At 63.5% G+C, this 26,815-nt stretch carries 24 protein-coding genes; 11 read left to right on the plus strand and 13 right to left on the minus strand.

Going from position 1 to position 26,815, the window contains the following annotated elements; genetic code table 11:
* Positions 1–192: 192 nt before the first annotated feature.
* From CAF70_RS21665 to CAF70_RS21685, 5 genes are all read left to right on the plus strand, one after another.
* The gene (locus CAF70_RS21665) at positions 193–1,620 is read left to right on the plus strand and encodes a di-heme oxidoredictase family protein (protein WP_085626542.1); all 1,428 of its coding nucleotides are present in this window, start codon (positions 193–195) and stop codon (positions 1,618–1,620) included.
* 20 nt (positions 1,621–1,640) lie between these two features.
* On the plus strand, positions 1,641–2,705 hold the full coding sequence (locus tag CAF70_RS21670) for an imelysin family protein (protein WP_085626541.1): 1,065 nt from the start codon (positions 1,641–1,643) through the stop codon (positions 2,703–2,705).
* A 2-nt stretch (positions 2,706–2,707) separates the two neighbouring features.
* Positions 2,708–3,805 carry a DUF1513 domain-containing protein gene (locus CAF70_RS21675; protein WP_085626540.1) on the plus strand — a complete coding sequence of 366 codons (1,098 nt, stop codon included), beginning with the start codon at positions 2,708–2,710 and terminating at the stop codon, positions 3,803–3,805.
* A 194-nt stretch (positions 3,806–3,999) separates the two neighbouring features.
* A complete protein-coding gene (locus tag CAF70_RS21680; protein ID WP_085626539.1) occupies positions 4,000–5,148 on the plus strand; it encodes an efflux RND transporter periplasmic adaptor subunit in 1,149 nt (382 codons plus the stop codon).
* A gap of 12 nt (positions 5,149–5,160) precedes the next feature.
* Positions 5,161–8,205 carry a multidrug efflux RND transporter permease subunit gene (locus CAF70_RS21685; protein WP_085626538.1) on the plus strand — a complete coding sequence of 1,015 codons (3,045 nt, stop codon included), beginning with the start codon at positions 5,161–5,163 and terminating at the stop codon, positions 8,203–8,205.
* Between the two features lie 166 nt (positions 8,206–8,371).
* On the opposite strand, the gene CAF70_RS21690 is transcribed toward CAF70_RS21685, so the two are convergent.
* From CAF70_RS21690 to colR, 5 genes are all read right to left on the minus strand, one after another.
* Positions 8,372–8,605, minus strand: coding sequence for a hypothetical protein (locus CAF70_RS21690; RefSeq protein ID WP_085626537.1), 234 nt, complete (start codon positions 8,603–8,605; stop codon positions 8,372–8,374).
* Positions 8,602–9,303: a lipopolysaccharide kinase InaA family protein gene (locus CAF70_RS21695; protein WP_085626536.1), complete on the minus strand. Its 702-nt coding sequence runs from the start codon at positions 9,301–9,303 to the stop codon at positions 8,602–8,604. Before CAF70_RS21695 ends, CAF70_RS21690 begins: the two co-directional genes overlap by 4 nt.
* A gap of 6 nt (positions 9,304–9,309) precedes the next feature.
* Positions 9,310–9,993, minus strand: a complete 684-nt coding sequence (locus tag CAF70_RS21700) for a class I SAM-dependent methyltransferase (RefSeq protein ID WP_025340527.1) — start codon at positions 9,991–9,993, stop codon at positions 9,310–9,312.
* 107 nt (positions 9,994–10,100) lie between these two features.
* Positions 10,101–11,411 (minus strand): HAMP domain-containing sensor histidine kinase, encoded by a 1,311-nt coding sequence (locus CAF70_RS21705; protein ID WP_085626535.1) that lies wholly within the window; start codon positions 11,409–11,411, stop codon positions 10,101–10,103.
* Positions 11,401–12,084 carry a two-component system response regulator ColR gene (gene colR / locus CAF70_RS21710; RefSeq protein ID WP_063913285.1) on the minus strand — a complete coding sequence of 228 codons (684 nt, stop codon included), beginning with the start codon at positions 12,082–12,084 and terminating at the stop codon, positions 11,401–11,403. Before colR ends, CAF70_RS21705 begins: the two co-directional genes overlap by 11 nt.
* Positions 12,085–12,267: 183 nt before the next feature.
* Between colR and CAF70_RS21715 the strand changes: the two genes are divergently transcribed.
* Positions 12,268–12,996 (plus strand): phosphatase PAP2 family protein, encoded by a 729-nt coding sequence (locus CAF70_RS21715; RefSeq protein ID WP_085626534.1) that lies wholly within the window; start codon positions 12,268–12,270, stop codon positions 12,994–12,996.
* Positions 12,997–13,182: 186 nt separating this feature from the next.
* On the opposite strand, the gene groL is transcribed toward CAF70_RS21715, so the two are convergent.
* The 5 genes from groL to CAF70_RS21740 all read right to left on the minus strand — a co-directional run bounded on the left by groL (position 13,183) and on the right by CAF70_RS21740 (position 17,943).
* Positions 13,183–14,823 carry a chaperonin GroEL gene (gene groL, locus CAF70_RS21720; RefSeq protein ID WP_085626533.1) on the minus strand — a complete coding sequence of 547 codons (1,641 nt, stop codon included), beginning with the start codon at positions 14,821–14,823 and terminating at the stop codon, positions 13,183–13,185.
* A gap of 47 nt (positions 14,824–14,870) precedes the next feature.
* On the minus strand, positions 14,871–15,164 hold the full coding sequence (locus tag CAF70_RS21725; protein WP_003260750.1) for a co-chaperone GroES: 294 nt from the start codon (positions 15,162–15,164) through the stop codon (positions 14,871–14,873).
* Between the two features lie 321 nt (positions 15,165–15,485).
* Positions 15,486–15,947 (minus strand): FxsA family protein, encoded by a 462-nt coding sequence (locus CAF70_RS21730; protein WP_085626532.1) that lies wholly within the window; start codon positions 15,945–15,947, stop codon positions 15,486–15,488.
* A 67-nt stretch (positions 15,948–16,014) separates the two neighbouring features.
* Positions 16,015–16,746 (minus strand): HugZ family protein, encoded by a 732-nt coding sequence (locus tag CAF70_RS21735; protein ID WP_085626531.1) that lies wholly within the window; start codon positions 16,744–16,746, stop codon positions 16,015–16,017.
* Between the two features lie 186 nt (positions 16,747–16,932).
* A complete protein-coding gene (locus tag CAF70_RS21740) occupies positions 16,933–17,943 on the minus strand; it encodes a DUF481 domain-containing protein (protein WP_085626530.1) in 1,011 nt (336 codons plus the stop codon).
* A 166-nt stretch (positions 17,944–18,109) separates the two neighbouring features.
* Here CAF70_RS21740 and CAF70_RS21745 point away from each other — a divergent pair, with 166 nt between their 5' ends.
* Complete coding sequence (locus tag CAF70_RS21745; RefSeq protein WP_085626529.1) at positions 18,110–18,463, plus strand: MGMT family protein; 354 nt, start codon at positions 18,110–18,112, stop codon at positions 18,461–18,463.
* Positions 18,464–18,506: 43 nt separating this feature from the next.
* Positions 18,507–20,054: an AmpG family muropeptide MFS transporter gene (locus CAF70_RS21750; protein ID WP_085626528.1), complete on the plus strand. Its 1,548-nt coding sequence runs from the start codon at positions 18,507–18,509 to the stop codon at positions 20,052–20,054.
* Positions 20,055–20,186: 132 nt separating this feature from the next.
* Here the strand turns inward: CAF70_RS21750 and CAF70_RS21755 are convergent, their stop codons facing one another.
* The 3 genes from CAF70_RS21755 to CAF70_RS21765 form a co-directional block, all read right to left on the minus strand.
* A complete protein-coding gene (locus CAF70_RS21755) occupies positions 20,187–21,425 on the minus strand; it encodes an MFS transporter (RefSeq protein ID WP_085626527.1) in 1,239 nt (412 codons plus the stop codon).
* A gap of 214 nt (positions 21,426–21,639) precedes the next feature.
* Positions 21,640–22,482, minus strand: a complete 843-nt coding sequence (locus tag CAF70_RS21760; protein ID WP_046616540.1) for a mechanosensitive ion channel family protein — start codon at positions 22,480–22,482, stop codon at positions 21,640–21,642.
* 113 nt (positions 22,483–22,595) lie between these two features.
* On the minus strand, positions 22,596–23,081 hold the full coding sequence (locus tag CAF70_RS21765; protein ID WP_013974099.1) for a YajQ family cyclic di-GMP-binding protein: 486 nt from the start codon (positions 23,079–23,081) through the stop codon (positions 22,596–22,598).
* Between the two features lie 100 nt (positions 23,082–23,181).
* Between CAF70_RS21765 and CAF70_RS21770 the strand changes: the two genes are divergently transcribed.
* From CAF70_RS21770 to CAF70_RS21780, 3 genes are read left to right on the plus strand one after another with little or no spacing between them, the layout of a single operon-like run.
* Positions 23,182–24,099 (plus strand): putative 2-dehydropantoate 2-reductase, encoded by a 918-nt coding sequence (locus CAF70_RS21770; protein WP_085626526.1) that lies wholly within the window; start codon positions 23,182–23,184, stop codon positions 24,097–24,099.
* Between the two features lie 38 nt (positions 24,100–24,137).
* Entirely contained in the window at positions 24,138–26,168 is a 2,031-nt protein-coding gene (locus tag CAF70_RS21775; protein ID WP_085626525.1) for an ATP-binding protein, read from the plus strand.
* A gap of 1 nt (position 26,169) precedes the next feature.
* Positions 26,170–26,736: a cob(I)yrinic acid a,c-diamide adenosyltransferase gene (locus CAF70_RS21780; protein WP_085626524.1), complete on the plus strand. Its 567-nt coding sequence runs from the start codon at positions 26,170–26,172 to the stop codon at positions 26,734–26,736.
* The last annotated feature ends 79 nt before the right edge of the window (positions 26,737–26,815 follow it).

A 26,815-nucleotide genomic window follows, 5' to 3' on the forward strand; every position in this document is an offset into this window, starting at 1 on the left:
CACAAGGCTGCTCCTACAGCACGATGCAGTCCCTGTGGGAGCGGGTTCACCCGCGAAGAGGCCGGCACAGGCAACAAATGAACATGGCCAACTGACACCGATTTCATCCAGCAATTGCAAATTGCTCTTATTCAAACTTCATCACCCTGCTAAGCTTGCACGCCGGTTTTTCGCTCACGCCCAGGATTCTCGATGTCCTTGTCGCTGCCCCGACTCTCCCCGCTGCTGCTGGCCTTTGCCCTCACCGCCTGTGACGACGCCCCGCGTTTCACCCAGGCCGAGCCTGGCGAAGCGTTGTCGGGCGGCAAAGCCACCGTGCAGCGCACTGACCGCAATGCCTATTCCCTGCCCTCGGCCAACCTTTCGCCCGAGCGGCGCCTGGACTTCGCCGTCGGCAACAGCTTCTTCCGCAACCCTTGGGTGATCGCCCCGTCCACCACCACCGCCCGTGACGGCCTGGGCCCGTTGTTCAACACCAATGCCTGCCAGAACTGCCACGTGCGCGACGGCCGCGGTCACCCGCCAGAGCCGGGCGACAGCAACGCCGTATCGATGCTGGTACGCCTGTCGATCCCCGACCAGCCCTACCTGGCCAAGGTGGTCGAACGCCTCGGCGTGGTGCCGGAGCCAGTCTATGGTACCCAGTTGCAGGACATGGCCATCCCCGGCGTGACGCCGGAAGGCAAGGTGCGGGTGAGCTACACCAGCGAAACGGTGTCGTTCGAGGACGGCCACCAGGTCGAGTTGCGCAAGCCGGCCCTGCAGATCACCCAGCTCGGCTATGGCGTGATGCACCCTGACACGCGCTTTTCGGCACGGGTGGCGCCGCCGATGATCGGCCTGGGCCTGCTCGAAGCCATCCCTGAAAACGACCTGTTGGCCAATGAAGACCCCGACGACCGCAACCACGACGGTATCCGCGGCCGGGCCAACCGGGTGTGGGACGACGCCCAGGGCAAGACCGTGGTCGGCCGCTTCGGCTGGAAGGCCGGGCAGCCCAATGTCAACCAGCAGAACGTGCACGCCTTTGCCGGCGACATGGGCCTGACCACCACCCTGCAGCCCAACGATGACTGCACGCCGGCGCAGGCCGACTGCCTGGCCGCGCCCAACGGCGACGGTGCCGATGGCGAGAAGGAAGTCAGCGACAACATCCTGCGGCTGGTCACCTTCTACACCCGCAACCTGGCCGTGCCGGCCCGCCGCGACGTAGGCTCGCCGCAGGTGCTGGCGGGCAAGAACCTGTTCTACCAGGCCGGCTGCCAGGGCTGCCACACGCCGCAGTTCACCACCGCCGCCAATGCCGCCGAGCCGGAGCTGGCCAACCAGCTGATCCGCCCCTACAGCGACCTGCTGTTGCATGACATGGGCCCGGGGCTGGCCGACGAGCGCACCGAATTCGCTGCCAACGGCCAGGACTGGCGCACCCCGCCACTGTGGGGCATAGGCCTGAGCGAGACGGTCAGTGGCCACAGCCAGTTCCTGCACGACGGCCGTGCCCGCAACCTGCTCGAAGCCGTGCTCTGGCACGGTGGCGAGGCCGAGGCGGCACGCAACTTCGTACTCACTTTCAATGCCGAGCAGCGTGCCGCGTTGCTGGCGTTCCTGAACTCACTTTAAAAAGCGCAAAGGAGCCGGGCATGTTCCGACCCAAACTGTTGTTCACCAGCCTCGCCGCACTCGCCCTCGGCGCCTGCTCACCGCAGGACCCGCAAGCCGTGACCTCCGCTGCCATCGCCAAACAGGTGATCCTGCCCACCTACAGCCGCTGGGTCGAGGCCGACCGCACTCTGGCCGCCAGCGCCCTGGCCTACTGCGAAGGCAAGGAAACCCTGGACAAGGCTCGCGCCGACTTCCTCAACGCGCAAAAGGCCTGGGCCGAGTTGCAACCGCTGCTGGTCGGCCCGCTGGCCGAAGGCAACCGCGCCTGGCAGGTACAGTTCTGGCCCGACAAGAAGAACCTGGTCGGCCGCCAGGTCGAGCAACTGGTCAACGCCGACCAGCCGGTCGATGCCGCGGCCCTGGGCAAGGCCAGCGTGGTGGTACGTGGCCTGTCGGCCTACGAGTACATCCTGTTCGACAGCAAGCCGGACATCGCCACTGCCGAGCAGAAAGCCCGCTACTGCCCGTTGCTGGTGGCCATCGGTGAACACCAGAAGGCCTTGGCCGAAGAGATCCTCAAGGGCTGGAACAGCACTGACGGCATGCTCTCGCAGATGACCAAGTTCCCCAACCAGCGCTACGCCGACTCCCACGAGGCCATCGCCGACCTGCTGCGCGCCCAGGTCACCGCCCTGGACAGCCTGAAGAAAAAACTCGGTGCGCCGATGGGCCGTCAGAGCAAGGGTATCCCGCAGCCACTGCAGGCCGAAGCCTGGCGCAGCCACAGCTCGCTGAAGAGCCTGGAGGCCAGCCTCAAGGCCGCCGAAGCAGTCTGGGTCGGGGTCGACAACCAGGGCCTGCGCGGCTTGCTGTCCAGCGACCAGAAAGCCCTGGCGGACAAGATCGACGCCGCCTACGCTGCCTCGCTCAAGCTGCTGGCCGACAACCAGAAGACCCTGGGCGAGCTGCTGGCCGACGACGCCGGTCAGCAAACCCTGAACCAGATCTACGACAGCCTCAACGCCGTCCACCGCTTGCACGAAGGCGAGCTGGCCAAGGCGTTGAACATCCAGCTGGGCTTCAATGCCAACGACGGTGACTGATCATGCTGCGACGCCAGGCCCTCAAACTCGGTAGCGTATTGCTCAGCGCCCTCACCCTGGGCGGCTGGAGCCTGTTCCGCAACAAAGGCAGCGAGCCCCTGCTGCTGTCGGCGCGTGACGACGGCGACGGAAAGCACTATGCGGTCGGGTTCCGCCTGGACGGCACCCAGGTGTTCAGCACCCAGGTTGCCCAACGTTGCCATGCCATCATCCATCACCCGCAACTGCCGATCGCCCTGTTCGTCGCCCGCCGTCCCGGCACCGAAAGCTACCTGGTCGACCTGCGCGACGGGCGCCTGCTGCAGACCGTCACCTCGCAGCCGAACCGGCACTTCTACGGCCACGCGGTCATTCACAAAAGCGGCGAATGGCTGTATGCCACCGAGAACGACACCACCGACCCGGGGCGTGGCGTACTCGGCGTGTACCGCTTCGAAGGCGAGCGCCTTGTGCACAGCGGCGAAATTCCGACCCACGGCATCGGCCCGCACGAAGTGGCCTGGTTGCCGGACGGCGAGACGCTGGTCGTGGCCAACGGCGGTATCCGCACCGAAGCCGAAAGCCGGGTGGAGATGAACCTCGACGCCATGGAACCGAGCCTGGTGCTGATGCAGCGCGACGGCACCCTGCTGAGCAAGGAAACCCTGGCCCAGCAGATGAACAGCGTGCGCCACCTGGCGGTGGGTAGCGATGGCACCATCGCCGCCTGCCAGCAATTCATGGGCGATGCCGATGAAACCGCCGAACTGCTGGCGATCAAGCGCCCGGGCGAACCATTCAAAGCTTTCCCGGTGCCGGAGCGGCAGTTGCAGGCCATGGCCCAGTACACCGCCAGCGTGGCTATCCACAGCGAGCTGCGGCTGGTAGCGCTGACCGCGCCACGGGCCAACCGCCTGTTCATATGGGACCTGGACAGCGGCGCGGTGCGGCTGGATGCGCCGATGCCCGATTGCGCGGGGGTGGGCGCGGTGCAGGACGGTTTTGTCGTCACCTCCGGGCAGGGCCGTTGCCGGTTCTATGATTGCCGCAAGGCCGAGCTGGTCGGGCAACCGATGAACCTGCCGTCCGGGTTCTGGGACAACCACCTGCATCTGGTCTGATTTTTTCTATAAGGGACCGCGTAACCCGCTGACTGCGCGGTTCCTGTGGGAGCGGGCGTGCCCGCGAAGAGGCCAGCACAGGCATTTCACTCCCCTTCCCCCAGAAAACAGTCAATAATTCCCCCAACCACGTGGGCAGGATCGCCCGTTGTCGTGTCTAAACGAATAACAACCGCATCCAAGGAACCGGACCTATGCTGCGCCGCCGCATGCTCACCATGTTGGCCGTGGTTCTGCTGATCGTGCTGGCCCTAGGGGGCTACAAAGCCTTTTCGATCTACCAGCAGATCCAGATGTTCACTGCCCCCAAGCCGCCCATCACCGTGGCGGCCGCCTTGGCCGAACAGCGCCCATGGCAAGAGCGCCTGCCCGCCGTTGGCAGCCTCAAGGCGCTACAGGGCGTGGAACTGAGCCTGGAGGTGGAAGGCATCGTCAAGGCGCTGCACTTCGACTCGGGCCAGCAGGTCAAGGCCGGGCAACTGCTGCTGCAACTCAACGACGACCAGGAAACCGCCCTGCTCGGCACCGCCCAGGCCGACCTCGGCCTGGCCAAGGTCGATTTCGGCCGTGGCAGCCAGCTGGTCGGTGACTCGGCCATTTCCCGCGGCGAGTTCGACCGCCTCACCGCCCAGTATCGGCGCAATCAGGCGGTGGTCGACCAGCTCAAGGCATCGAAGACCAAGAAAAGCATCAGCGCCCCGTTCAGCGGCACCATCGGCATTCGCCAGGTGGACGTCGGCGACTATCTGGCCGCCGGCACGGTGATCGCCACCCTGCAGGACACCTCCAGCCTGTACGTCGACTTCAACGTACCGGAACAAGCCCTGCCTCGCCTGAGCCTGGGCCAGCAGGTGCTGGTGCAGGTAGCCGCCTACCCGGGCCAGACCTTCCCCGCGAGCCTCAGCGCCATCAACCCCAAGGTCGAGGAAACCACGCGCAACCTGCTGGTGCGCGCGACCATGGCCAACCCGGACGGCAAGTTGCTGCCGGGCATGTTCGCCAGCCTGCTGATCCTGCTGCCCAACCCGCAGCCACAAGTAGTCGTGCCGGAAAGCGCCATCACCTACACCCTCTATGGCAACTCGGTGTATGTCGCCACGCCGAAAAAGGACAAGGACGGCAAGCCGGTAAACGACGACAAGGGCCAGCCGCAGCTCACCGCAGAACAGCGCACGGTACAGACCGGCGAGCGCCGTGACGGCGTGGTGGTGGTCAGCAAGGGGTTGCAGGCCGGGGAACAGGTGGTCACCGCCGGCCAACTGAAGCTCACCCCCGGCGCCGCGATCCGCATCGGCCAGGACAAAGCCCTCAAGCCCGCCCAGGGCGCGCCGGGCAAGGACTGACAGGAGGCTGGCATGGCGTTCACCGACCCGTTCATCCGTCGCCCGGTGCTGGCCAGCGTGGTCAGCCTGCTGATCCTGCTGCTGGGCTTCCAGGCCTGGAACAAGCTGCAGATCCGCCAGTACCCGCAAATGGAAAACGCCCTGATCACGGTAACCACCGCCTACCCCGGTGCCAACGCCGAGACCATCCAGGGCTATATCACCCAGCCGCTGCAGCAAAGCCTGGCCAGCGCCGAAGGCATCGACTACATGACCTCGGTGAGCCGGCAGAATTTCTCGATCATCTCCATCTACGCACGCATCGGCGCTGACAGCGACCGGTTGTTCACCGAGCTGCTGGCCAAGGCCAACGAAGTACGCAACAAGCTGCCGCAGGACTCGGAAGACCCGGTACTGAGCAAGGAAGCCGCCGATGCGTCGGCACTGATGTACATCAGTTTCTACAGCAAGGAGATGAGCAACCCGCAAATCACCGACTACCTGTCGCGGGTGATCCAGCCCAAGCTGGCAACCCTGCCGGGCATGGCCGAAGCGGAGATCCTCGGCAACCAGGTGTTCGCCATGCGCATCTGGATCGACCCGGTGAAACTGGCAGGCTTCGGCCTGTCGGCCACCGATGTGACCAACGCCGTGCGGCGCTACAACTTCCTCTCTGCCGCCGGCGAGGTAAAAGGCGAATACGTGGTCACCAGCATCAACGCCAGCACCGAACTGAAGTCGGCCGAGGCGTTCGCCGCCCTGCCGGTCAAGATCAATGGTGACAGCCGCGTGCTGTTGGGCGACGTGGCACGGGTCGAGATGGGGGCAGAAAACTACGACACGGTCAGCTCGTTCGACGGCACCCCATCGGTGTACATCGGCATCAAGGCCACGCCAGCCGCCAACCCGCTGGACGTCATCAAGGAAGTTCGGCGCATCATGCCCGAGCTGGAAAGCCAGCTGCCCTCGGCGCTGAAGGTATCGATCGCCTACGACGCCACGCTGTTCATCCAGGCCTCCATCGACGAAGTGATCAAGACCCTCGGTGAAGCCGTGCTGATCGTCATCGTCGTGGTGTTTCTGTTCCTCGGCGCCCTGCGTTCGGTGCTGATCCCGGTGGTGACCATCCCGCTGTCGATGATCGGCGTGCTGTTCTTCATGCAGATGATGGGTTACTCGCTCAACCTGCTGACCCTGCTAGCCATGGTGCTGGCCATCGGGCTGGTGGTGGACGATGCGATCGTCGTGGTAGAGAACATCCACCGGCACATGGAGGAAGGCAAGTCGCCGTTCGAAGCGGCCCTCGAGGGTGCCCGCGAAATCGCCATGCCGGTGGTGTCGATGACCATCACCCTGGCGGCAGTGTACGCGCCGATCGGCTTCCTGACCGGGCTTACCGGCGCACTGTTCAAGGAGTTTGCCCTGACCTTGGCCGGTGCGGTGATCATCTCCGGCATCGTCGCCCTCACCCTGTCACCGATGATGTGCGCGCTGTTGTTGCGCCGGGAGCAGAACCCCAGTGGCCTGGCCCATCGCCTGGACGTGCTGTTCGAACGCCTGAAGGTGCGCTACCAGCGTCTGTTGCACGCCACCCTCGACAGCCGGCCGGTCGTGCTGGTGTTTGCCGTTATCATCCTATGCCTGATTCCGGTACTGCTGAAGTTTACCCAGAACGAACTGGCGCCCAACGAGGACCAGGGCGTGATCTTCATGATGAGCAGCTCGCCGCAGCCGGCCAACCTTGATTACCTCAACGCCTACACCGACCAGTTCACCCCGCTGTTCAAGGCGTTCCCCGAGTATTACTCGTCGTTCCAGATCAACGGTTTCAACGGCGTGCAGACCGGCATCGGCGGCTTCCTGCTCAAGCCCTGGAACGAGCGCGAGCGCACGCAGATGGAACTGCTGCCGCTGGTACAGCGCAAGCTTGAGGAAATCAGCGGTCTGCAGATATTCGGCTTCAACCTGCCGTCGCTGCCCGGCACCGGCGAGGGCCTGCCATTCCAGTTCGTGATCAACAGCGCTGGTGACTACCCGGCACTGCTGGATGTGGCCCAGCGCATCAAGGCTCGTGCCCAGGAATCCGGCAAGTTCGCCTTCCTCGACATTGACCTGGCCTTCGACAAGCCCGAAGTAGTGGTGGATATCGACCGGGCCAAGGCGGCGCAGATGGGCGTGTCGATGGACACCTTGGGCAGCACCCTGGCGACCTTGCTGGGCGAGGCGGAGATCAACCGTTTCACCCTCGAAGGCCGCAGTTACAAAGTGATCGCCCAGGTCGAGCGGCCTTACCGCGACAACCCCGGCTGGCTGAACAACTACTACGTGAAGAACGACCAGGGCCAGTTGCTACCGCTATCCACCCTGATCACCCTCAGCGACCGCGCCCGCCCGCGCCAGCTCAACCAGTTCCAGCAACTGAACTCGGCAATCATCCAGGGTGTGCCCATGGTCAGCCTCGGCGAGGCGCTGCAGACCGTACAGGCTATCGCCCGCGAAGAGGCGCCGGAAGGCTTCGCTTTCGACTATGCCGGCGTGGCCCGCCAGTACGTGCAGGAAGGCAGCGCACTGTGGGTAACCTTCGGCCTGGCGTTGGCAATCATCTTTCTGGTGCTGGCGGCGCAATTCGAAAGCTTCCGCGACCCGCTGGTGATTCTGGTGACGGTGCCGTTGTCGATCTGTGGCGCGCTGTTGCCGCTGTTCCTTGGTCTATCGAGCATGAACATCTACACCCAGGTGGGGCTGGTAACGCTGATCGGGCTGATCAGCAAGCACGGCATTCTCATTGTCGAGTTCGCCAACCAGCTGCGCGAGGAACGCGGCCTGAGCGTGCGTGAGGCGATCGAGGAAGCTGCGGCGATTCGCCTACGCCCGGTGCTGATGACCACGGCGGCGATGGTATTCGGCATGGTGCCGCTGATTCTGGCAACCGGGGCGGGGGCGGTCAGCCGCTTTGACATCGGCACGGTGATTGCCACCGGTATGTCGATCGGCACGCTGTTTACCCTGTTTGTGTTGCCTTGCGTCTACACCTTGTTTGCGCACAAGGCGAAAGCCAGGGAACCCGCTGTAGCCTGATCCGGCCTCTTCGCGGGCTCGCCCGCTCCCACAGGTACAGCGTCAGGTTCGGGTTTTGTGCAGTACCTGTGGGAGCGGGCAAGCCCGCGAAGAGGCCGGCAAGGCAGAAGCAAAAATGCCAGAGGCCCCGCAATCGCGAGGCCTCTGGCATCCATCTACACCGGGCTCAACCGAACGGCCGCAACCCCTGGCGCATGCCGAACAGGAACAGCAGCAGGTCCTGATCCGGCGCGACCTTGGCCTGTTGCTGCGATTTCACATCCCGCGGCAACGCGCACTGGTCGGCCAGTTCGGCCTTGCTGAACACTGTTGGCCTCGGCTCCTCCCAGGCCGCCACCGCCACGGTGGTCACCGCCAGGCCAGCTACCAGGAACAAAGCTCGAGCTATTTCTAGTTTCATTGCTCTAACCCTTTGACAGCGCTGCCAAACGCCATCTGGTAAAAATAGAGCAGGGTTTGCCATTCTGCGTCATTGATCGACGAGTGGCGGCGCAGCTGGCGCAGGTCATTGCCCGCTGCGCGCTGACAGCTGATGCGCCGCCGGCATTTTTCCAGGTCCAGCAGGGCAACCTCGACCCGGGCCTGTTCGCCTTCACCCACCACCTTGACGAACACGTGCTTGCCGTACAGGCAGCCGTGCTGCCAGTGCCCCAGGTGCATGCGCGCCAGGTTGTCCGCCAGGTCCTTGAGCATGCGCTCATGCACCACCTGTGGGTAACGCTCGCGGGCACCTTCGGCATGCCAGGTGTCGAGTTCGACGAAGCCGTCGAGTGCTTCGCTGACCAGCAGCGCACGCCACTGGTGGTCGGCACCACGCTCGGCGCCACAGAAGACGATGCGCGGTACACGCACGCCCAGTTGCTCGAAGCTGTTCAAAGCATCGAGCTCACGCAACACGGTCGGCCGGCCAAAAGGGTGCAGCAGGCTACGGTAGATATGCCCGACCTGACGCTTGGCATACAGCAGCTTGCCGTTGCCATCGTCGAGGCGTTGCACACCACTCTCGCCACCACGGCGCTGGTTAGGCTCCTCGACCCACTCGCCCTGCTGGCGCCAGTAAAAATCGAACCGCGACTCCCCTCTCTGGGCTACAGCCATCAAATACTACCCCTTACGCAATACATAGACCCGCCACATGGCATAGAACGGCAGGAAGTCGAGGCGTTCCTGGATTCTGAAGCCGGCGGCTCGAAATTCTTCTTCGACCGTGTCGGCCGGTAACACAAAACGGTTCTGGTAATTGTCCTGGTCGCCCTTCCTGGCGCTGCGGCGCTGTTCCAGCTTTTTCCGGCGCCAGGCCTTGAAGTTACCATCCACCCACAGTGACAGGATCACACTATCACGGCTAACACGTTGAAATTCCGAAAGAATGGTCTTTCTGTGCGCCGCTTCGCCAATGTGGTGGAACAGGCGCATGCAGAAAATGCTGTCCACCGAGTTGTCTGGCAAGTCGATGGCAAACGCGGAAGTTTGCAAAGGACGTACCCGTGCCACTACCTCTGGCGCTTGCGCGGTACAGGCTGTCTCGATCATCGCTTCGGAGTTGTCGGCGCCGATGATCACTCGGTTGGGCTTTTCTGCCAGCAACGGCCAGAAGCGGCCCGCACCACATGGCAGGTCGAGGACCAGGCCAGGTTCACCTGCCAATGCCAAGGCGCGACGCGCCAGTTGCTCATCACGCTTGTGGGAAAGGCGCCGCGCCAGGCCGTCCTGGTGCTTGAGAAAGTACTCGCGGGCATGTTCTTTGTCGTACTTCTCGGAAAATTCAAGCTTGATGGGGCTACGCATTGGGCATCTCCTGACTCCATTCCGCCCACATTAGGTAAGCAAGCGTAGGAATCAGGTCATGCTCATGTGAAAAATATGTTGAGCCCCGAATGACCTGTTACAACTGATTACTCGACCAACGCCTCCGGGTCGCCCTTGGCTGCGGTATTGCTAAGGTCCACCCTGAAGCGGCAGCCGTGCGGCAAGGTCGAGGTCAGGGTGACCTGCCACCCCTGATCGTCGCAGATCCGCTGTACCAGCGACAGGCCCAGGCCCAGCCCCTCGCCGCGTCGCTCGTCGCCGCGCACGAACGGCCGGAACATGGCCTCGCGCTGTTCTTCCGGGATACCCACGCCACTGTCCTCCACGCTGAAGCCATTGGCTTCCAGGCTCAGGCGGATATAGCCGCTATCGGTGTAGTGCGCGGCATTGCGCAGCAGGTTGCCCATCACCGACTGCAGGAAGGTGGCGTTGTACAGCACCGGGCTGGCACTGACGCGGCCATCGAAATACAGCGCCAGGCCCTTCTGCTCGATAGTGTCGCGCCAAACGCCGACCAGTTCGTCAGCCACTTCGCGAAGGGTAGCCCGCGAAGCCACCGCACCCTCGTCGCGCTGTGCCCGGGCCAGCATCAGGAAGGTCTTGACCAGTTCGCGCATTTCTTCCGTGGCCCGCGCCACACGCTCCACCTGGCTACGCGAACGGGCGTCCAGCGTCGGGTTTTCCATCAGCAGTTCGCACGAGGTGGCCAGCACCATCAAGGGCGTGCGCAGCTCGTGACTGACGTCGCTGGTGAACAACCGTTCGCGGGTCAGCGCATCGCGCAGGCGGCCCAAGGTATCGTCGAAAGCTACCGCCAGTTGGCCGACTTCGTCCGCGGCATAGTCCGGCGCCAGGGGCGGGGCCAGGCCCAGCAGCTGGTCGCGGTGGCGTACCTGACGCGCCAGGCGGATCACCGGTGCCATCACCCGGCGCGCCACCAGCCAGCCGAGAATGACCGCCAGCACCAGGCTGAGCACGAAGCCTACCACCACCACCGCGAACAGCAGCCGTTCGCGTTCCTCGAAGTCACTCTGGTCCTGCAACAGCACATAACGGCGACCGTCGACGATCTCGACCATGGCGTGGTAAGACAGCTGGTCGCGGAACACCTCATGGAAGCCTCGGTCGAGGTGGCGCAAGTCTTTGGGCAGTTCGAAATCGTCACGCCCGCCGCTGAAGTAGAACAGCTGGTCGGGGCGGGGCCGGTGGCTCCAGTCACTGACGCTGTCCATGCGCAGCAGACGCTGCAAGTCGCCGCCCAATACCGTGGAAATCAGCCGTTCTTCGACCAGGTGCACAGTGCCGACGATGCCGAAGGCGAAGGCCCCGGCCACCAGCGCACTCATCAGGGCAAAGGCGATGATGATGCGCTGGGCAAGGCTTTGCTTAAACTCCATCACGGCCCTCGGCGAGGCGATAGCCGACGCCATGGACGGTATGCAGCAGCGGTTTTTCGAACGGCTTGTCGATCACCTGGCGCAGCTGGTGCACGTGGCTGCGCAGGCTGTCGCTGTCGGGGCAATCATCGCCCCACAGGGCTTCTTCCAGCACTTCACGGCGCAACACGTGCGGGCTTTTCTGCATCAGCACCGCCAGCAGCTTGAGGCCGACCGGGTTGAGCTTGAGCAGGCGGCCCTGGCGGGAAACTTCCAGGGTGTCCAGGTCGTAGCTCAGGTCAGCCACCTGCAGGGTACGCCGCCCACCGCCCTGGGCACGACGCAGCACCGCTTCGATGCGTGCGGCCAGCTCCGACAGGGCGAAAGGCTTGAGCAGGTAATCGTCGGCACCGGAGCGGAAGCCTTGCAGGCGGTCATCCAGTTGGTCGCGGGCAGTGAGCATGATCACCGGCGTGTCCCGGCGAGCGTCTTCGCGCAGGCGCTTGCACAGGGTGTAGCCGTCGATGCCGGGCAGCATGATGTCGAGCACGATCAGGTCGTAGTGCTCGGTGGCAGCCAGGTGCAGGCCGGACAGGCCATCCTGGGCGCAGTCGACGGTATAGCCCTTCATGCCCAGGTAATCGGCCAGGTTGGCCAGGATATCGCGGTTGTCTTCAACCAAAAGAATGCGCATCGGTTTCTCCTGTGCGGCGCTTCTCGCTGTGGTGCGCGGCAGGCGCAGCTTAAGGCCTATGCCGGCGGGGTGCCAGCCCTGGGGAAAATTCACCGCACTTGACGGTTTTTTCACTGATCCTTCACGGACACAGGATAGCGGGCGGTCGACAATGCCCGATCTTTTTCGCGCCCTGGAGCCGTCATGCAGCAACCAAACCGCCCTCGCCCGCTCAATTTCTGGCTTTACCTGGGGCTCCCCTTGGCGACCGCGCTGGGCTTGATCCTGCTGGAACTGACCTCGGTCGACATGGACATTGCCAACCTGTTCTTCGACCCTGCCGCCGGGCAGTTCATCGGCCGCCACAGCTATTTGCTGGAGAACATCCTGCATGACCGGGTCAAGCAAATGGTGATCCTGCTGGGCGTGCTTTCGCTACTGACCTTTGCCGCCAGTTTCTTCGTGAAGCGCCTGTTCGGCTGGCGCCGTGAGCTGGGTTGCCTGGTGCTGGCGCTGGGCCTGTCGACGGCGTTTGTCACGCCACTGAAAAAGGTCACCCAGGTGCAGTGCCCGTGGAGCCTGACCCAGTTTGGCGGCACCGAGACCTACAGCAAGCTGCTGGAACCGCGGCCGGCGACCGACAAGCCCGGGCTGTGCTGGCCAGGCGGGCATGCGGCAACCGGGTTCTGCCTGTTCGGTCTGTTCTTCATGTTGCGTGATCGCAAGCCGCGGCTGGCGCGGGCGGCCTTGGCGGTGGCCTTCGTGGCCGGGTCGGTGCTTTCACTGGGGCGGATGATGCAGGGGGCACACTTCCTGTCGCATAACGTGTGGACGGCTGTGTTCTGCTGGTTGATCGGGTTGGGGTCGTATTACCTGGTTCTGTATCGTCGGGGAATGGCTGAGGTACCTGCCGCTGAGCGTAGCGTCGCCTGACCCAGGGGCCGCTTTGCGGCCCTTTCGCGACACAAGGCCGCTCCTACAGGTTACGCGATCCCTTGTAGGAGCGGCCTTGCGTCGCGATGGGCTGCGCAGCAGCCCCAATGGCCCCCAACAGGAAAACAAAAAAACCCCGGTTCTCGCGAACCGGGGCTTTTTGATGGTGCTGGGGGTAAGGCTGGCTTACATCATGCCGCCCATGCCACCCATGCCGCCCATGTCAGGCATGCCAGCAGCTGGCTTGTCTTCCGGCAGGTCGGCAACCATGGCTTCGGTGGTGATCATCAGACCGCCGATCGAAGCAGCAGCTTGCAGCGCCGAACGGGTGACCTTGGCTGGGTCCAGGATGCCCATCTCGATCATGTCGCCGTATTCGCCGGTGGCAGCGTTGTAACCGAAGTTACCCGAACCTTGCTTGACCTTGTCAGCGACAACGCTTGGCTCGTCGCCGGCGTTGGCAGTGATCTGGCGCAGCGGCGCTTCAACGGCGCGACGCAGCAGGGCGATACCGACGTTCTGGTCTTCGTTGTCGCCTTTGAGGTTGACAATGGCAGCCAGGGAGCGAACCAGGGCCACACCACCGCCAGGCACCACGCCTTCTTCAACGGCTGCACGGGTAGCGTGCAGGGCGTCTTCAACGCGGGCTTTCTTCTCTTTCATTTCAACTTCGGTGCCGGCACCGACCTTGATCACGGCAACACCGCCAGCCAGCTTGGCCAGACGCTCTTGCAGCTTCTCACGGTCGTAGTCCGAGGAAGTTTCTTCGATCTGGGCGCGGATCTGCTTGACGCGCGCTTCGATCTCGCCGTCGGCGCCAGCGCCGTCGATGATGGTGGTGTTTTCCTTGGACAGGATGACGCGCTTGGCGTTACCCAGGTGCTCCAGGGTAGCGGTTTCCAGGGACAGGCCGATTTCTTCGGAGATGACCTGGCCGCCGGTCAGGACGGCGATGTCCTGCAGCATGGCCTTGCGGCGGTCGCCGAAGCCCGGTGCCTTGACCGCAGCAACCTTGACGATGCCACGCATGTTGTTGACTACCAGGGTAGCCAGGGCTTCGCCTTCAACGTCCTCGGCAACGATCAGCAGTGGGCGGCCGGCCTTGGCAACGGCTTCCAGAACTGGCAGCAGCTCACGGATGTTGGAAATCTTCTTGTCGACCAGCAGCAGCAGCGGGCCTTCCAGCTCGGCTACCATGGTGTCCGGCTTGTTGACGAAGTACGGCGACAGGTAGCCACGGTCGAACTGCATGCCTTCGACGACCGACAGTTCGTTTTCCAGGCCCGAGCCTTCTTCAACGGTAATCACGCCTTCTTTACCGACTTTTTCCATGGCTTCGGCGATGATTTCACCGATGGAGTTGTCGGAGTTGGCGGAGATGGTACCTACCTGGGCGATGGCCTTGGAGTCGGCGCATGGCTTGGACAGGTTCTTCAGCTCGGCGACAACGGCGGCGGTGGCCTTGTCGATGCCGCGCTTCAGGTCCATCGGGTTCATGCCGGCAGCGACGGCTTTCAGGCCTTCGTTGACGATGGCCTGAGCCAGAACGGTAGCGGTGGTGGTGCCGTCACCGGCAGCGTCGTTGGCCTTGGAAGCCACTTCCTTGACCAGCTGGGCGCCCATGTTTTCGAAGGCGTCTTTCAGCTCGATTTCTTTGGCGACGGAAACGCCGTCCTTGGTGATGGTCGGTGCGCCGAAGCTCTTGGCCAACACCACGTTGCGGCCTTTCGGGCCCAGGGTCGCTTTTACCGCGTCAGCCAGAACGTTGACACCAACCAGCATTTTCTTACGAGCGGAATCGCCGAATTTTACGTCTTTAGCAGCCATGATCGTTTAATCCTTGAAATTCTTTGGAGTAACGGGAAGTCAGGAAATCAGCCTTCGATAACGGCGAGGATTTCGTTCTCGGCCATGACCAGCAGGTCTTCGCCATCGACTTTCACGGTGTTGCTGCCCGAGTAAGGGCCGAAAACCACTTTGTCACCCACTTTCACGGCCAGCGCACGAACTTCGCCGTTGTCCAGGATGCGACCGGTGCCGACGGCTACAACTTCGCCGCGGTTTGGTTTTTCAGCGGCCGAACCTGGCAGGACGATACCGCCAGCGGTTTTCGATTCTTCTTCGCTGCGACGGATGACTACGCGGTCATGCAGAGGACGAAGCTTCATTGTCGATCTCTCCCAAATAGTGGTTTTCATCGGCCGGTGTGACACCGGCGGGTTGATGCTGTCCGGCGTTGCCGGGGGTGGCCCGCAATGGGCGAACCACCTGAGTTATGCCTGGTGTTGCCACCAGAAACCTTGCGGTGACCACTACATGAGGCCGCCATATTCAATTACAAGGCTTGTTTCAGAAAATTTTTCATTAGCCTGAAAAGCTTGGGGCCGCTTCGCGCCCCTTTCGCGGCACAAGGCCGCTCCTACAGGGGGTCGTGAACTCTGCAGGAGCGGCCTTGTGCCGCGAAAGGGGCGCGAAACGGCCCCAGGTTGTTACTTGTCGCGGCGTTCGTATTCGCCTTCGATCACGTTCGGACGGTGCCCGCCATCACGCGGCTGTGCCTGGAACGGGTCGTCCTGGAATGCACGCTGGCGCATGGTCTGCGCCTCGGCACGCTCGCGCATCTTGCGCGCAGCCAGATGACGGGTGAATGGCAGCAGGCACAGCAGGCCCAGCACGTCGCTGATGAAACCTGGCAGCAACAGCAGGCCGCCACCCACGGCCAGCATCATGCCCTGGAACATGTCCTCGGCAGGCAACTCGCCACGCTGCAGGCTTTCACGTGCGCGCAGCGCGGTGGCCAGCCCGGCCACGCGCATTACCAGCACACCCAGCGCGGAGCCGGCGATGATCAGCAGCAGCGCCGGGAAGAAACCGATGGCGGCACTGACCTTGACGAAGACGAACAGCTCCAGCACGGGAAACAGGAGAAACAGCAGTAGAAAAGCACGCATCAAAGCATTCCTCGTCGGAAGAGAACCTTCCTGTAAGACCAACAGATGGATGCGTGCGCTCGGCTTTTCAACCCTCGACTGCCGTCGCAACCGGCCACTGGTCGGCGCGGGCCAGCAAAACCAGGGCTTCGCGGACTTGTGTCGGCGTGTTGCAAGCATCAGGGAAAGGCAACCAGTACACCGCCTGGCCGATACGCAAGTGCATGCCTTCACTGTCCACCCCGACCATTTGCGCCGGCGCATGGCGTGGCAAATCGGTCAGCTCCACATAATGGGCGATGGCGTTGGCGTGGTCGTTGTTCATGTGCTCGACCATGCTCGCTTCGGCCTTGCCGGCGAACGGGTTGGCCAAGGTCACCTGGTCGAGCCAGTGGATCGCGCCGAAGCCGCCGATGTAGCGGTGGCGTACAGGTTGTAGCACCCAGAAGTCGAAGTCGTGGGCCTTGTGGTAGTTGGCGGCGTCCGGGAAATAGCGGTAATAGCGTTCGGCGGCAGCGTCGATGGCAGCCTCGTCCACCAGCTTGTGCGCTTCGCCCATTACCGTAAGGCGCCCCACGGCTTGCACGTCCTCGGCTTCTCGCTCACCGACCAGCAGCGAGCACTTGGGGTCTTTCTGCAGGTTGTGGGTGTGCTGGGCGATGCGGCTGATCAGGATCAGCGGGTTGCCCTGAGCGTCCAGACAGTACGGCACGACCGAACCGAAGGGGTAGCCGGGCATCGACCTGGAATGGGTCGAGAGCACGCCGCGGTATTCCTTGAGCAGTAGCTCCCGGGCGGGGCGAATGGCTTTGGTACTCACTTGGGGGAACTCCTGGCGGCGGACTGGGTGGCCACAAGATAGCATTATCATGCAGTGCCAATGGGGCTGCTGCCCAGCCCTTTCGCCGGCAAGCCAGCTCCCACAATAACCGCGAAATGCCCAGGCCTGTGCCGTACCTGTGGGAGCTGGCTTGCCGGCGATGGGCCGCAATGCGGCCCCAAAGATCTACCAGGTAACGCCAAAGCCTGCGGTATAGCGGGTCTTGTCCAGGTCACTCTCACGGGTACCGGTGATGATGTCCTTCTCCGCCTTGAGGTTGAGCGAGGCCCACTCGGTGACCTTGTAGCGCAGGCCGACCTCGGCATCCAGCGCGTAGTCGGCGACGCCACCCAGTGGCTTGGCGAACTCGCCGTTGGTGAACAACTGCACGTTCTTGCCAATCAGGTAGCGGGTGTAATCCCACTTCACTGCCGCAGAATAGAAGTTGTCCTTGGCGCCATCCTGGTATTCGAAGTCGGTGCGGTTGATCAGCGACCCCAGCGAGAACGCGCCCAGTTCGTCGTCCCAGAACTGGTAACCCGGGCCGGTACCCACGGTGCGCTGGCGGGCCAGGTCTTCGACGCGGTCGCGCTTGTACTCCATGCGCCCCTGCCAGAACCACTTCTCGGTGAGGAAGCGGTCCAAAGCGTACTCGGCACTCCAGTTGTCGGTGGTGGTGACGTCGTCCTTCGTCTCGCGGTTGTATTCGCCTTCGGCGTTGTGCCGCCAGCGGCCATGGCGGGCGCTGGTCTTGAAGCCGACGTCATAGTCGTCGGTGTCGTTCTCGGCGCGCTTGTAGTCCAGCGCCACGTCGACGTTGCCCTTCCACACGAAGTCTTCCACCAGAGGTTTGGGCTTCATGATCTGCTCGATGCTGGCCAGCTCCACGGTCTTCGGCGCATCGCCATTGGCCAGGGTCACCTTGCCGGGCTCGGCGGCTTTCAGCGACTTGGCACGCTCACCGCTGTAGGCGTCCTGCTTGACCAGCATCTCCTGGTCGCTCTCAAGGGTCTGGACTTCTTTCCAGTCCAGGGCGATGGAACCGCCATAGGGGGTTTCCAGCAGCAGCTTGCCGCCATCGAAGACTTTGATCTTGCCGCTGAGCCGGTCACCGTTTTTCATCCACACGGTGTCGGCGAACACCGGGGAGGCGCACAGGGAAACAGCAAGCAGGCACAACAAGGATCTAGAATACATAAGCGGGCTATTGTTTGCGGACTTCGGGTTCGATTTGACGAAAAAAGCCGGGCATTATCCAGATAACCACGACCAGAGCAAGGAAAGACCGGGAGCATGCCGTTGAGTTCAACTCTCATTTGCCAGACCGTCGGTCCGGTTTCATCTGCAGCCCACTGGGGGCCTGATGTCTGACGGATATGAGCATGCCCTGGAATCCGCCGAGGGCCGACGAACGGCGCTGTATTCGGTACTCGGCCAGGTGCCGGCCGGCAAGGTGGTCAGTTATGGCCAACTGGCCGAGCTGGCGGGGCTTGGTCGGGCAGCACGCTGGGTCGGACGCACCCTTGGGCAACTGCCAGCACATACTCGGCTGCCCTGGCATCGGGTGCTTGGCGCTGGTGGCCGGCTGAGCCTGGCACTGGGTACCCCGTCGGGGGATGAACAACGGGCGCGGCTGCGCGCGGAGGGTGTGAATGTAGCCAACAATCGTGTGGATATGACGCGCCATGGCTGGCGCCCGATGGAGCACAGCGGTTAGAGTGCGCGCTTTGTTTTCGCAAATTTGAGGCAGATGTTGGCCCATGCCCCGTAAAACCTGGCGCGCTGCGCTTGCTGCCTATGCCAGCCCGTCAACCTTGGTACTTTTGCTGCTCGGCTTCGCCGCCGGCCTGCCCTACATGCTGGTGTTTTCCACCCTTTCCGTGTGGCTGCGCGAAGCCGGCGTGGCCCGCGAGACCATTGGTTACGCCAGCCTGATCGGCCTCGCCTACGCCTTCAAGTGGGTATGGTCGCCACTGCTTGACCAATGGCGCCTGCCGCTGCTCGGCAGCCTGGGGCGCCGGCGTTCGTGGCTGCTATTGTCGCAAGCGCTGGTAGTGATCGGGCTGGTCGGCATGAGCCTGTGCGACCCGCAGCAGCACCTGTCATGGCTGATCGCCCTGGCGGTGCTGGTGGCCTTCGCTTCGGCCACTCAGGACATCGCCGTCGATGCCTACCGCCTGGAAATCGCCGACGACCAGCGCCAGGCCGCGCTCGCCGCCAGTTATATGGCCGGCTACCGGGTGGCGGCCCTGCTGGCCACGGCTGGTGCACTGTTCTTCGCCGAGTGGTTCGGTTCCACCGGCTTCAGCTACCTGCACAAGGCCTGGGCCGGCACCTACGTCATGTTCGCGGTGATGATGCTGCCCGCCGTGTTTACCACGCTGATCATGCGCGAGCCGCCCGTACCCATGCGCACCCAGCTGTCGGCGGCGCGCTACGGGCTGGTGCACCAGTTGGCCTCGGTGTTCGTGCTGATCATCCTGCTGGTGTCGGTACCGGCCAGCTTTACCCAGATGTTCAATACCGGCTGGTCCAGCGTCATTTCTGGTGATGCCACGCCCCTTGACCTGCTGCTGGAAGACCGCGCCTTCCTGCGCCTGATCCTGTACGTGCTGCTGACCTGGGCGTGCCTGTCGAGCCTGGGCCGTCGCGGCCTGGCACCGGTGCTGACCCCGGTCAACGACTTCATCGCCCGCTACCGCTGGCAAGCCTTGCTGTTGCTCGGCCTGATCGCCACCTATCGCATGTCGGACACGGTCATGGGCGTGATGGCCAACGTGTTCTACATCGACATGGGCTTCACCAAGGACCAGATCGCCAGTGTCAGCAAGATCTTCGGCCTGATCATGACCCTGGTCGGTGCCGGGGTGGGCGGCCTGCTGATCGTGCGCTTCGGCATCATGCCGATCCTGTTCATCGGTGGCGCAGCTTCGGCCGCCACCAATATCCTGTTCCTGATGCTGGCTGACATGGGCCCCAACCTGCAAATGCTGGTGGTGACCATCTCGCTGGACAACTTCAGCTCCGGCCTGGCCACATCGGCCTTCGTCGCTTACCTGTCGAGCCTGACCAACCTGAAGTTCTCGGCTACCCAGTATGCGTTGCTCAGCTCGATCATGCTGCTGCTACCAAGGCTGATCGGGGGTTATTCGGGGGTCATGGTGGAGAAGTTCGGTTACCACGACTTCTTCCTGATCACTGCGCTGCTGGGTGTGCCGACCCTGATCCTGATTGCCCTGCAGTGGCGCCAGGAAGCCGGGCCGGGCAAACCGGTGGCAGCGGAAGGTTCGGCGGCCGAGCGGCCCTGACGGTTTTGTATTGCCTGAACCGGCCTCTTCGCGGGCTTGCCCGCTCCCACAGGTAAAGCACTGCCCTTGAGAGCTGTGCAGTCCCTGTGGGAGCGGGCAAGCCCGCGAAGAGCCCGGTTCAGGCAATGAAGATTACTGGGTAACAGCGTCGGCTCGTCCACCCACCACAAGCCACAGCGGCCACAACGCCAAGGCCCCCGCCACACCCGCCGCCAGGGCAAAGTGCAGCAAGCTGGCCCCGGCACCGATCATCGCCAGCAGCGCCCCGCCCAACCCCAGCAAAGCAATGGTGATCATCCCCAGCATGGCCGAGACCAGGCCTTTGCTCTGCTCGCTGGCGAACAGCGTCATGCGATACAGCACCGCGTTGGCCACGCCCAACCCCAGCGCGTACAGCGACATGCCCGCCACCACACTGGTCACGCTCGGCCAGTACCAGGTCGCCAGCACCATCAGGCACAGGCCGGCCAGGTATGGCCACAATGCACCACGCACCAGCGCCGGCAGTGGATAGCGGTCGGCGATGCGGTTGATGATCAGGTTGCCAAGGATCAGCCCGCCAAACACCGGCAACTGCCACAAGGCGTATGCCATGGTGCTCAGCCCCTCATCGTGGATCAGCAGTACCGGTGACAGGCCGATCCAGCCAATCAGTGGCAGGCCGACCAGGCCCAGCGCCGCGCTGCCAGCGACAAAGCGGCGGTTGGCCAGCAACTGGCCGTAGCCGGCCAGCAGCGGCAGCAGGTGGATCGGCGTGAACGCCAGGCGCGAGCCGTCACGGCGCTCCACGCCAAGCGTTTCCGGCATCAGCCGGTACAGCAGCAGCCAGGCCAGCACTGCGCCGATGGCGAAGGCCACGAACAGCCAGCGCCAGTCCAGCCACTGCAGCAGCAAGGTGCCCACCAACGGCCCGAGCAATGGCGAGAGCAAGGCGATATTGGCCAGCAGGGCCATCATGCGCACGGCATCCGCTTCACTGAAGGCTTCGTTCAGGGCCGGGTAGCTGACCGTGACCACAAACCCCAGGCCGATGCCCTGCAGCAGCCGCAGCAAATTGAACAGACCGATGTCGTGAACCCAGAAGGTGGCCAGGCAGGCCAGGCCGAAGAACGCGCAGCCCGTCAGCAGCAACGGGCGCCGGCCATAGCGGTCGGCCAGCGGGCCGATCAGCCATTGCAGCACCACGCCCCCCAGCAGGTACAGGTTGAGGGCGTGAGGAATGTATTCGGGGCTGGCGTTCAGGTCGCCGACAACCACCGGCATGGCCGGCATGACGGCATCGCTGGCCAGGTAGGTAATCAGCTCGAACAGGGCCAGGGTCAGACCGAACAGCAAGGCGCGCAGGGGGGTGATGTACAGCAGTGGTTTCATGATGGCGTATCGGGTGTGGCAGGTGGGGTCAGGCTATATGCCAGAAATGGCGGGGTATTGCTGTGAACAAGTGTAAAAAAGCCGGGGCCGCTGCGCGCCCCATCGCCGGCAAGCCAGCTCCCACAGGTACAACACAGGCCTGAGGACTGCGATGACCCTGTGGGAGCTGGCTTGCCGGCGATGGGGCGCGTAGCGGCCCCGGCTTTGTGCCGTATTACTGCGCTGCAGTCTCCTGCACCACGCGAATCACCCGCTGCGGGAACGGAATGTCGATCCCTTCGGCCTTCAACCGGTCACGTGCATGCTCGTTGAGCATGAACATCACATCCCAGTAATCGGCAGTCTTGGTCCACAAGCGCAACGACACGGTGATCGAGCTGTCGCCCAGCGTCGCGACCACGGCCTGCGGCGCCGGGTCGGGCAGCACCCGTGGGTCCTGCGCCAGCTCCAGCAGCACATTGCGGGCCTTCTGCAGGTCGGCCTCGTAGTCCACGCCCACGTCGAACACCACCTTGCGCGTAGGCTGGCGGTTGGTGTTGGTGATGATGCCGTTGGACAGGCTGCCGTTGGGCATGATCACGGTCTTGTTGTCACCGGTACGCAACACGGTGTGGAAAATCTGGATGCTGTCGACGGTGCCGGCCACGCCTTGTGCCTCGATCCAGTCACCGATGCGGAACGGGCGGAACAGCAGGATCAGCACACCACCGGCAAAGTTTGCCAGGCTGCCCTGCAACGCCAGACCGATGGCCAACGTGGCACCACCAATCGCAGCCACGAACGAAGTGGTCTCGATGCCGATCATCGAGGCAACGCTGATCGCCAGCATGACCTTGAGGATTATGTTGGCCAGGGTGCGGATGAAGCCCTGCAGTGCGGGGTCCTGTACGCGCAAACCCACCAGCCTGGCGAGTCGATCACTGACCACGTTGGTAAGCCACCAGCCAATCGCCAAGGTCAGCAGTGCCAGCAGCAGGCGGCTGCCGTATTCCATGATCAAGGGGACCCAGGTCTGCGATTGGCGGACCAGCTGATCGACTTCAGCGTTCAAATCCATATTCATCTCCTGATGCCGAACGGCATGTACACGTATAGCAAGCCGCCGTCGGTTCGGCGGCCTTGGCCCCCATGGACATCATTACGCTATCGGGGTTCCGGACAACCCTGCGATCAGTCGCGGAAGTTGTTGAACTGCAGCGGCATGTCGAATTCCTTGGTACGCAGCAGGGCGATGGCTTCCTGCAGGTCGTCACGCTTTTTACCGGTTACGCGTACCTGCTCGCCCTGGATCGCGGCCTGCACTTTCAGCTTGGCATCCTTGATGGTGGCGACGATCTTCTTCGCCAGGTCCTTGTCGATGCCTTCGCGGAACTTGGCTTCCTGTTTCTTTTCCTTGCCCGAGGCGTACGGGTCCTTGGTTTCCAGGCACTTCACGTCGATCTTGCGCTTGACCAGCGCCAGGCGCAGGATTTCCAGCATCGCTTCGAGCTGGAACTCTTCCTCGGCGGTGAGCATCACGGTCTGCTCTTTGTCCTTGAACTCGAAGGTGCCCTTGCCCTTGAGGTCGTAGCGGCGGTCCAGGTCCTTGATGGCGTTGTCGACCGCGTTCTGCACTTCGTGCTTGTCCAGTTCCGATACCACGTCGAACGAAGGCATGGTTGTTCTCCCAAAATAAAAGCGCGCTCAGGCTGAAGATGGAGCGCGCTGGGTTTGACGGTTAAAATGCGGGCTCATTATAACGGGTTGCGAAACGCATATGAGCAGCACCTGGCATATTCTCGGCGCCGGTAGCCTGGGCAGCCTGTGGGCTTGCCGCCTGGCGCGCGCAGGCAAGGCAGTGCGCCTGATCCTGCGTGACGGGCAGCGGCTGCAGGCCTACCAGCAGGCCGGCGGCCTGACCCTGGTCGAACAGGACCAGCCCAGCCACTACGCCATCCCCGCCGAAACCGCGCAGGCACCCGGCCCGATCCATCGCCTGCTGGTGGCCTGCAAGGCTTACGACGCCGCCCCGGCTATCGCCGGCGTGGCACCGCGTCTGGTCGAGGGCGCCGAGGTGCTGCTGTTGCAGAACGGCCTCGGTAGCCAGGACGAGGTCGCCGACCTGGTGCCGTGCGCACGCTGCATTTTCGCCTCCAGTACCGAAGGGGCGTTCCGCGAGGGTGACTGGCAGGTACGCTTTGCCGGCCACGGTTTCAATTGGTTGGGCGACCCACGCAACCCGACGACCCCGGCCTGGTTCGATGACCTGCACCAGGCCGGCATCCCCGCCGAGTGGACGGTGGATATCCTCACCCGTCTGTGGCGCAAGCTGGCGCTCAATTGCGCCATCAACCCGCTGACCGTGCTGCACGACTGCCAGAACGGCGGGCTGCTGGGGCACCTGGGCGAAGTGGACGCCCTGTGCGCCGAACTGGCCCACCTGCTGCGCCGCTGCGGCCAGCCGCAAGCGGCAGACGGGCTGGACGAAGAAGTGCAGCGGGTGATCCTTGCCACCGCGGCCAACTACTCTTCCATGTACCAGGATGTACGCGCGGGCCGGCGCACCGAGGTGCACTACCTGCTTGGCCACGCCTGTCGCGCCGCTGGCCGTCATGGCCTGCAGCTGCCGCAGCTGGAACACCTGCTGCAGCGCCTGGTCGATAACCTGCGCGTGCGTGGTTTACCCTGCGACTGACGCGGCCCTTACAACCGGATACGGACATTGCCTTGCCCATGACCTTGCGCCAACGCCTGGAAAACCTCCCGGTCGGGCAGAAGCTGCTGGCGGCCCTGCTGGTACTGCTGGTGACCATCCTGCTGGTGGCCAACCTCACCTTCATCAGCGCCGCCTACTGGATCACTCAGGAAAGCATGGCACCGCAGGCGCTGCAGACAATCGGCCGGCTGGTGGCCAACCCGCAGCTGGCGGCACGCGCCGGCGATGCGCCGGACACCGCCAGCGCCCTGCTCAAGGAACTGGACAGCTACACACCGCTGCGCGCCGCCGCCGTCTACGGTGGCGATGGCCGCATCCTGGCGCAGTTGCAGCACGGCGAACCACTGGCCCTGCCCAAGCGTTTTCGCGACATCGACGGCTGGCGCCTGATGGAGTTTCGCAGCACCCAGCTGATCCGCATGCCACGTGACGCCAACCCGCCAGCGCACCTGCTGCTGGTGGCCAGCAGCGAACTGCCCACGGCTTTCTACACCGGTACCCTCAGCGCCAGCCTGGGCATCCTGGTGTTCAGCATCCTGCTGTGGATCGTCATCGCCCGGCAGATCAAACGCCTGATCACCCAGCCGATCAACCAGCTCGAAGAGCTCAGCCGCCAGGTCACCCGCGAAGAGAGCTATGCCCTGCGTGCGCAGCGCGGCAACGACGATGAAATCGGCAGCCTGGCCGAAGCGTTCAATACCATGCTCTCGCGTATCGAAGCCCGCGAACAGCAGCTCAAGCGCACCCGCGACGAGTTTCAGGAGGCCTATGACCAAGCCCAGGGCCTGGCCGAGGAAACCCGCCACACCAACCGCAAGCTGGAGCTGGAAGTGCAGGTGCGCAGCAAGATCGAGAAAAAGCTCACCGGCTTCCAGAACTACCTCAACAGCATCATCGACTCGATGCCCTCGGCGCTGATCGCCCTCGACGAACAGCTCTACGTGACCCAGTGGAACCACGAAGCCACGGTGCTTTCCGGCACGCCACTGGACGAAGCGCTGAACCAGCCGATCTTCATCGCCTTCGAACCGCTCAAGCCGTTCCTGCCGCAACTGAAGGAAACCGTGGAGAAACACCGCGTTGCCAAGATCGAGCGGGTCACCTGGCCCAAGGGCGACGACCTGCGCCACTATGCCCTGACCTTCTACCCGCTGACCGGTGGCGGCGGCCGTGGCGTGGTCATCCGCATCGACGACATCACCCAACGCCTGTCGCTGGAAGAAATGATGGTGCAATCGGAGAAGATGCTTTCGGTCGGTGGCCTGGCGGCCGGCATGGCCCACGAGATCAACAACCCGCTGGGAGCGATCCTGCATAACGTGCAGAACATCCGCCGGCGGCTGTCACCCGAGCTGCCGCGCAACCTGGAACAGGCCGAAGAACTGGGCATCGACCTGCCCATGGTCAACCGCTATCTGGAAAGCCGCGAAGTGCCGCAATTGCTCGACGGCATCCAGCAGGCCGGTGCCCGGGCGGCGAAAATCGTCACCCACATGCTCAGCTTCAGCCGCCGCAGCAACCGCCAGCTGGCGCCGTGCGACCTGCCGGCACTGATCGACCAGGCGCTGGAGATCGCCAGCAACGACTTCGACCTGGCCATCGGCTTCGACTTCAAGGGCCAGGCCATCGTGCGCCAGTTCGACCCCGAACTGGGGCCGGTACCGTGCACCGCCAACGAGCTGGAGCAGGTGCTGCTCAACCTGCTGAAAAACGCCGCCCAGGCCATCCACCAGCGGCCACAGCCGAGCGAGCCCGGGCGCATCACCCTGCGTACCCGCCTGAACCCGCCATGGGCAGAAATCCAGGTCGAGGACAACGGCATCGGCATGCCCGAAGGAGTGCGCAAGCGCACCTTCGAGCCGTTCTTCACCACCAAGGAAATCGGCCAGGGCACCGGGCTGGGCCTGTCGGTCTCGTACTTCATCATCACCAACAACCACAAGGGGCAGATGGAAGTGCAGTCCACGCCCGGCCAGGGCACCTGCTTTACCCTGCGCCTGCCCCTCGGCCAGCCGACAACGGCGGCGCCGGCGAAAACGGAGAAGTGACATGGGCTACCGCCTGTCGAAGATCTACACCCGCACTGGCGACAAGGGCGAAACCGGCCTGGGCGACGGGCGCCGGGTTCCCAAGGACCACCCACGGATCGAGGCGATTGGCGAGGTGGACAGCCTGAACAGCCAGTTAGGCTTGCTACTGGCGGGGCTGGCCGAACAGGGGCTGGATGAAGTGAGTGCGGTATTGGCGCCCTGTCAGCACCGCTTGTTCGACCTGGGCGGTGAGCTGGCGATGCCCAGTTATCAGGCGTTGAACCTGGCGGAAGTGGAACGTCTGGAGGCGGCGATCGATGTGTGGAACGAAGAGCTGGGGCCGTTGAAGAACTTCATCTTGCCCAGTGGCTCGGCGTTAGTGGCGCAGGCGCATGTGTGCCGGAGCCTGGCGCGCAGTGCAGAGCGGCGGTGCCAACAACTGAATGCGCTGGAGCCGTTGGCGGGGGTTGGGTTGGCGTATATCAACCGGTTATCCGACCTGCTGTTCGTGGCGGCGCGGATCATCGGGCGGCGGCAGGGGGTGGCTGAGGTTTTGTGGCAGCCTGCCGAGAAACCAAAAGGCTGATATTTCTGGGGCTGCCTTGCAGCCCGTCGCGACACAAGGCCGCTCCTACAGGGGGTTCGCGATTCATTCAGGATTACGC

This window comes from Pseudomonas sp. B19(2017) (assembly GCF_002113165.1).
In the GTDB taxonomy this organism is placed as follows: Bacteria; Pseudomonadota; Gammaproteobacteria; order Pseudomonadales; family Pseudomonadaceae; genus Aquipseudomonas.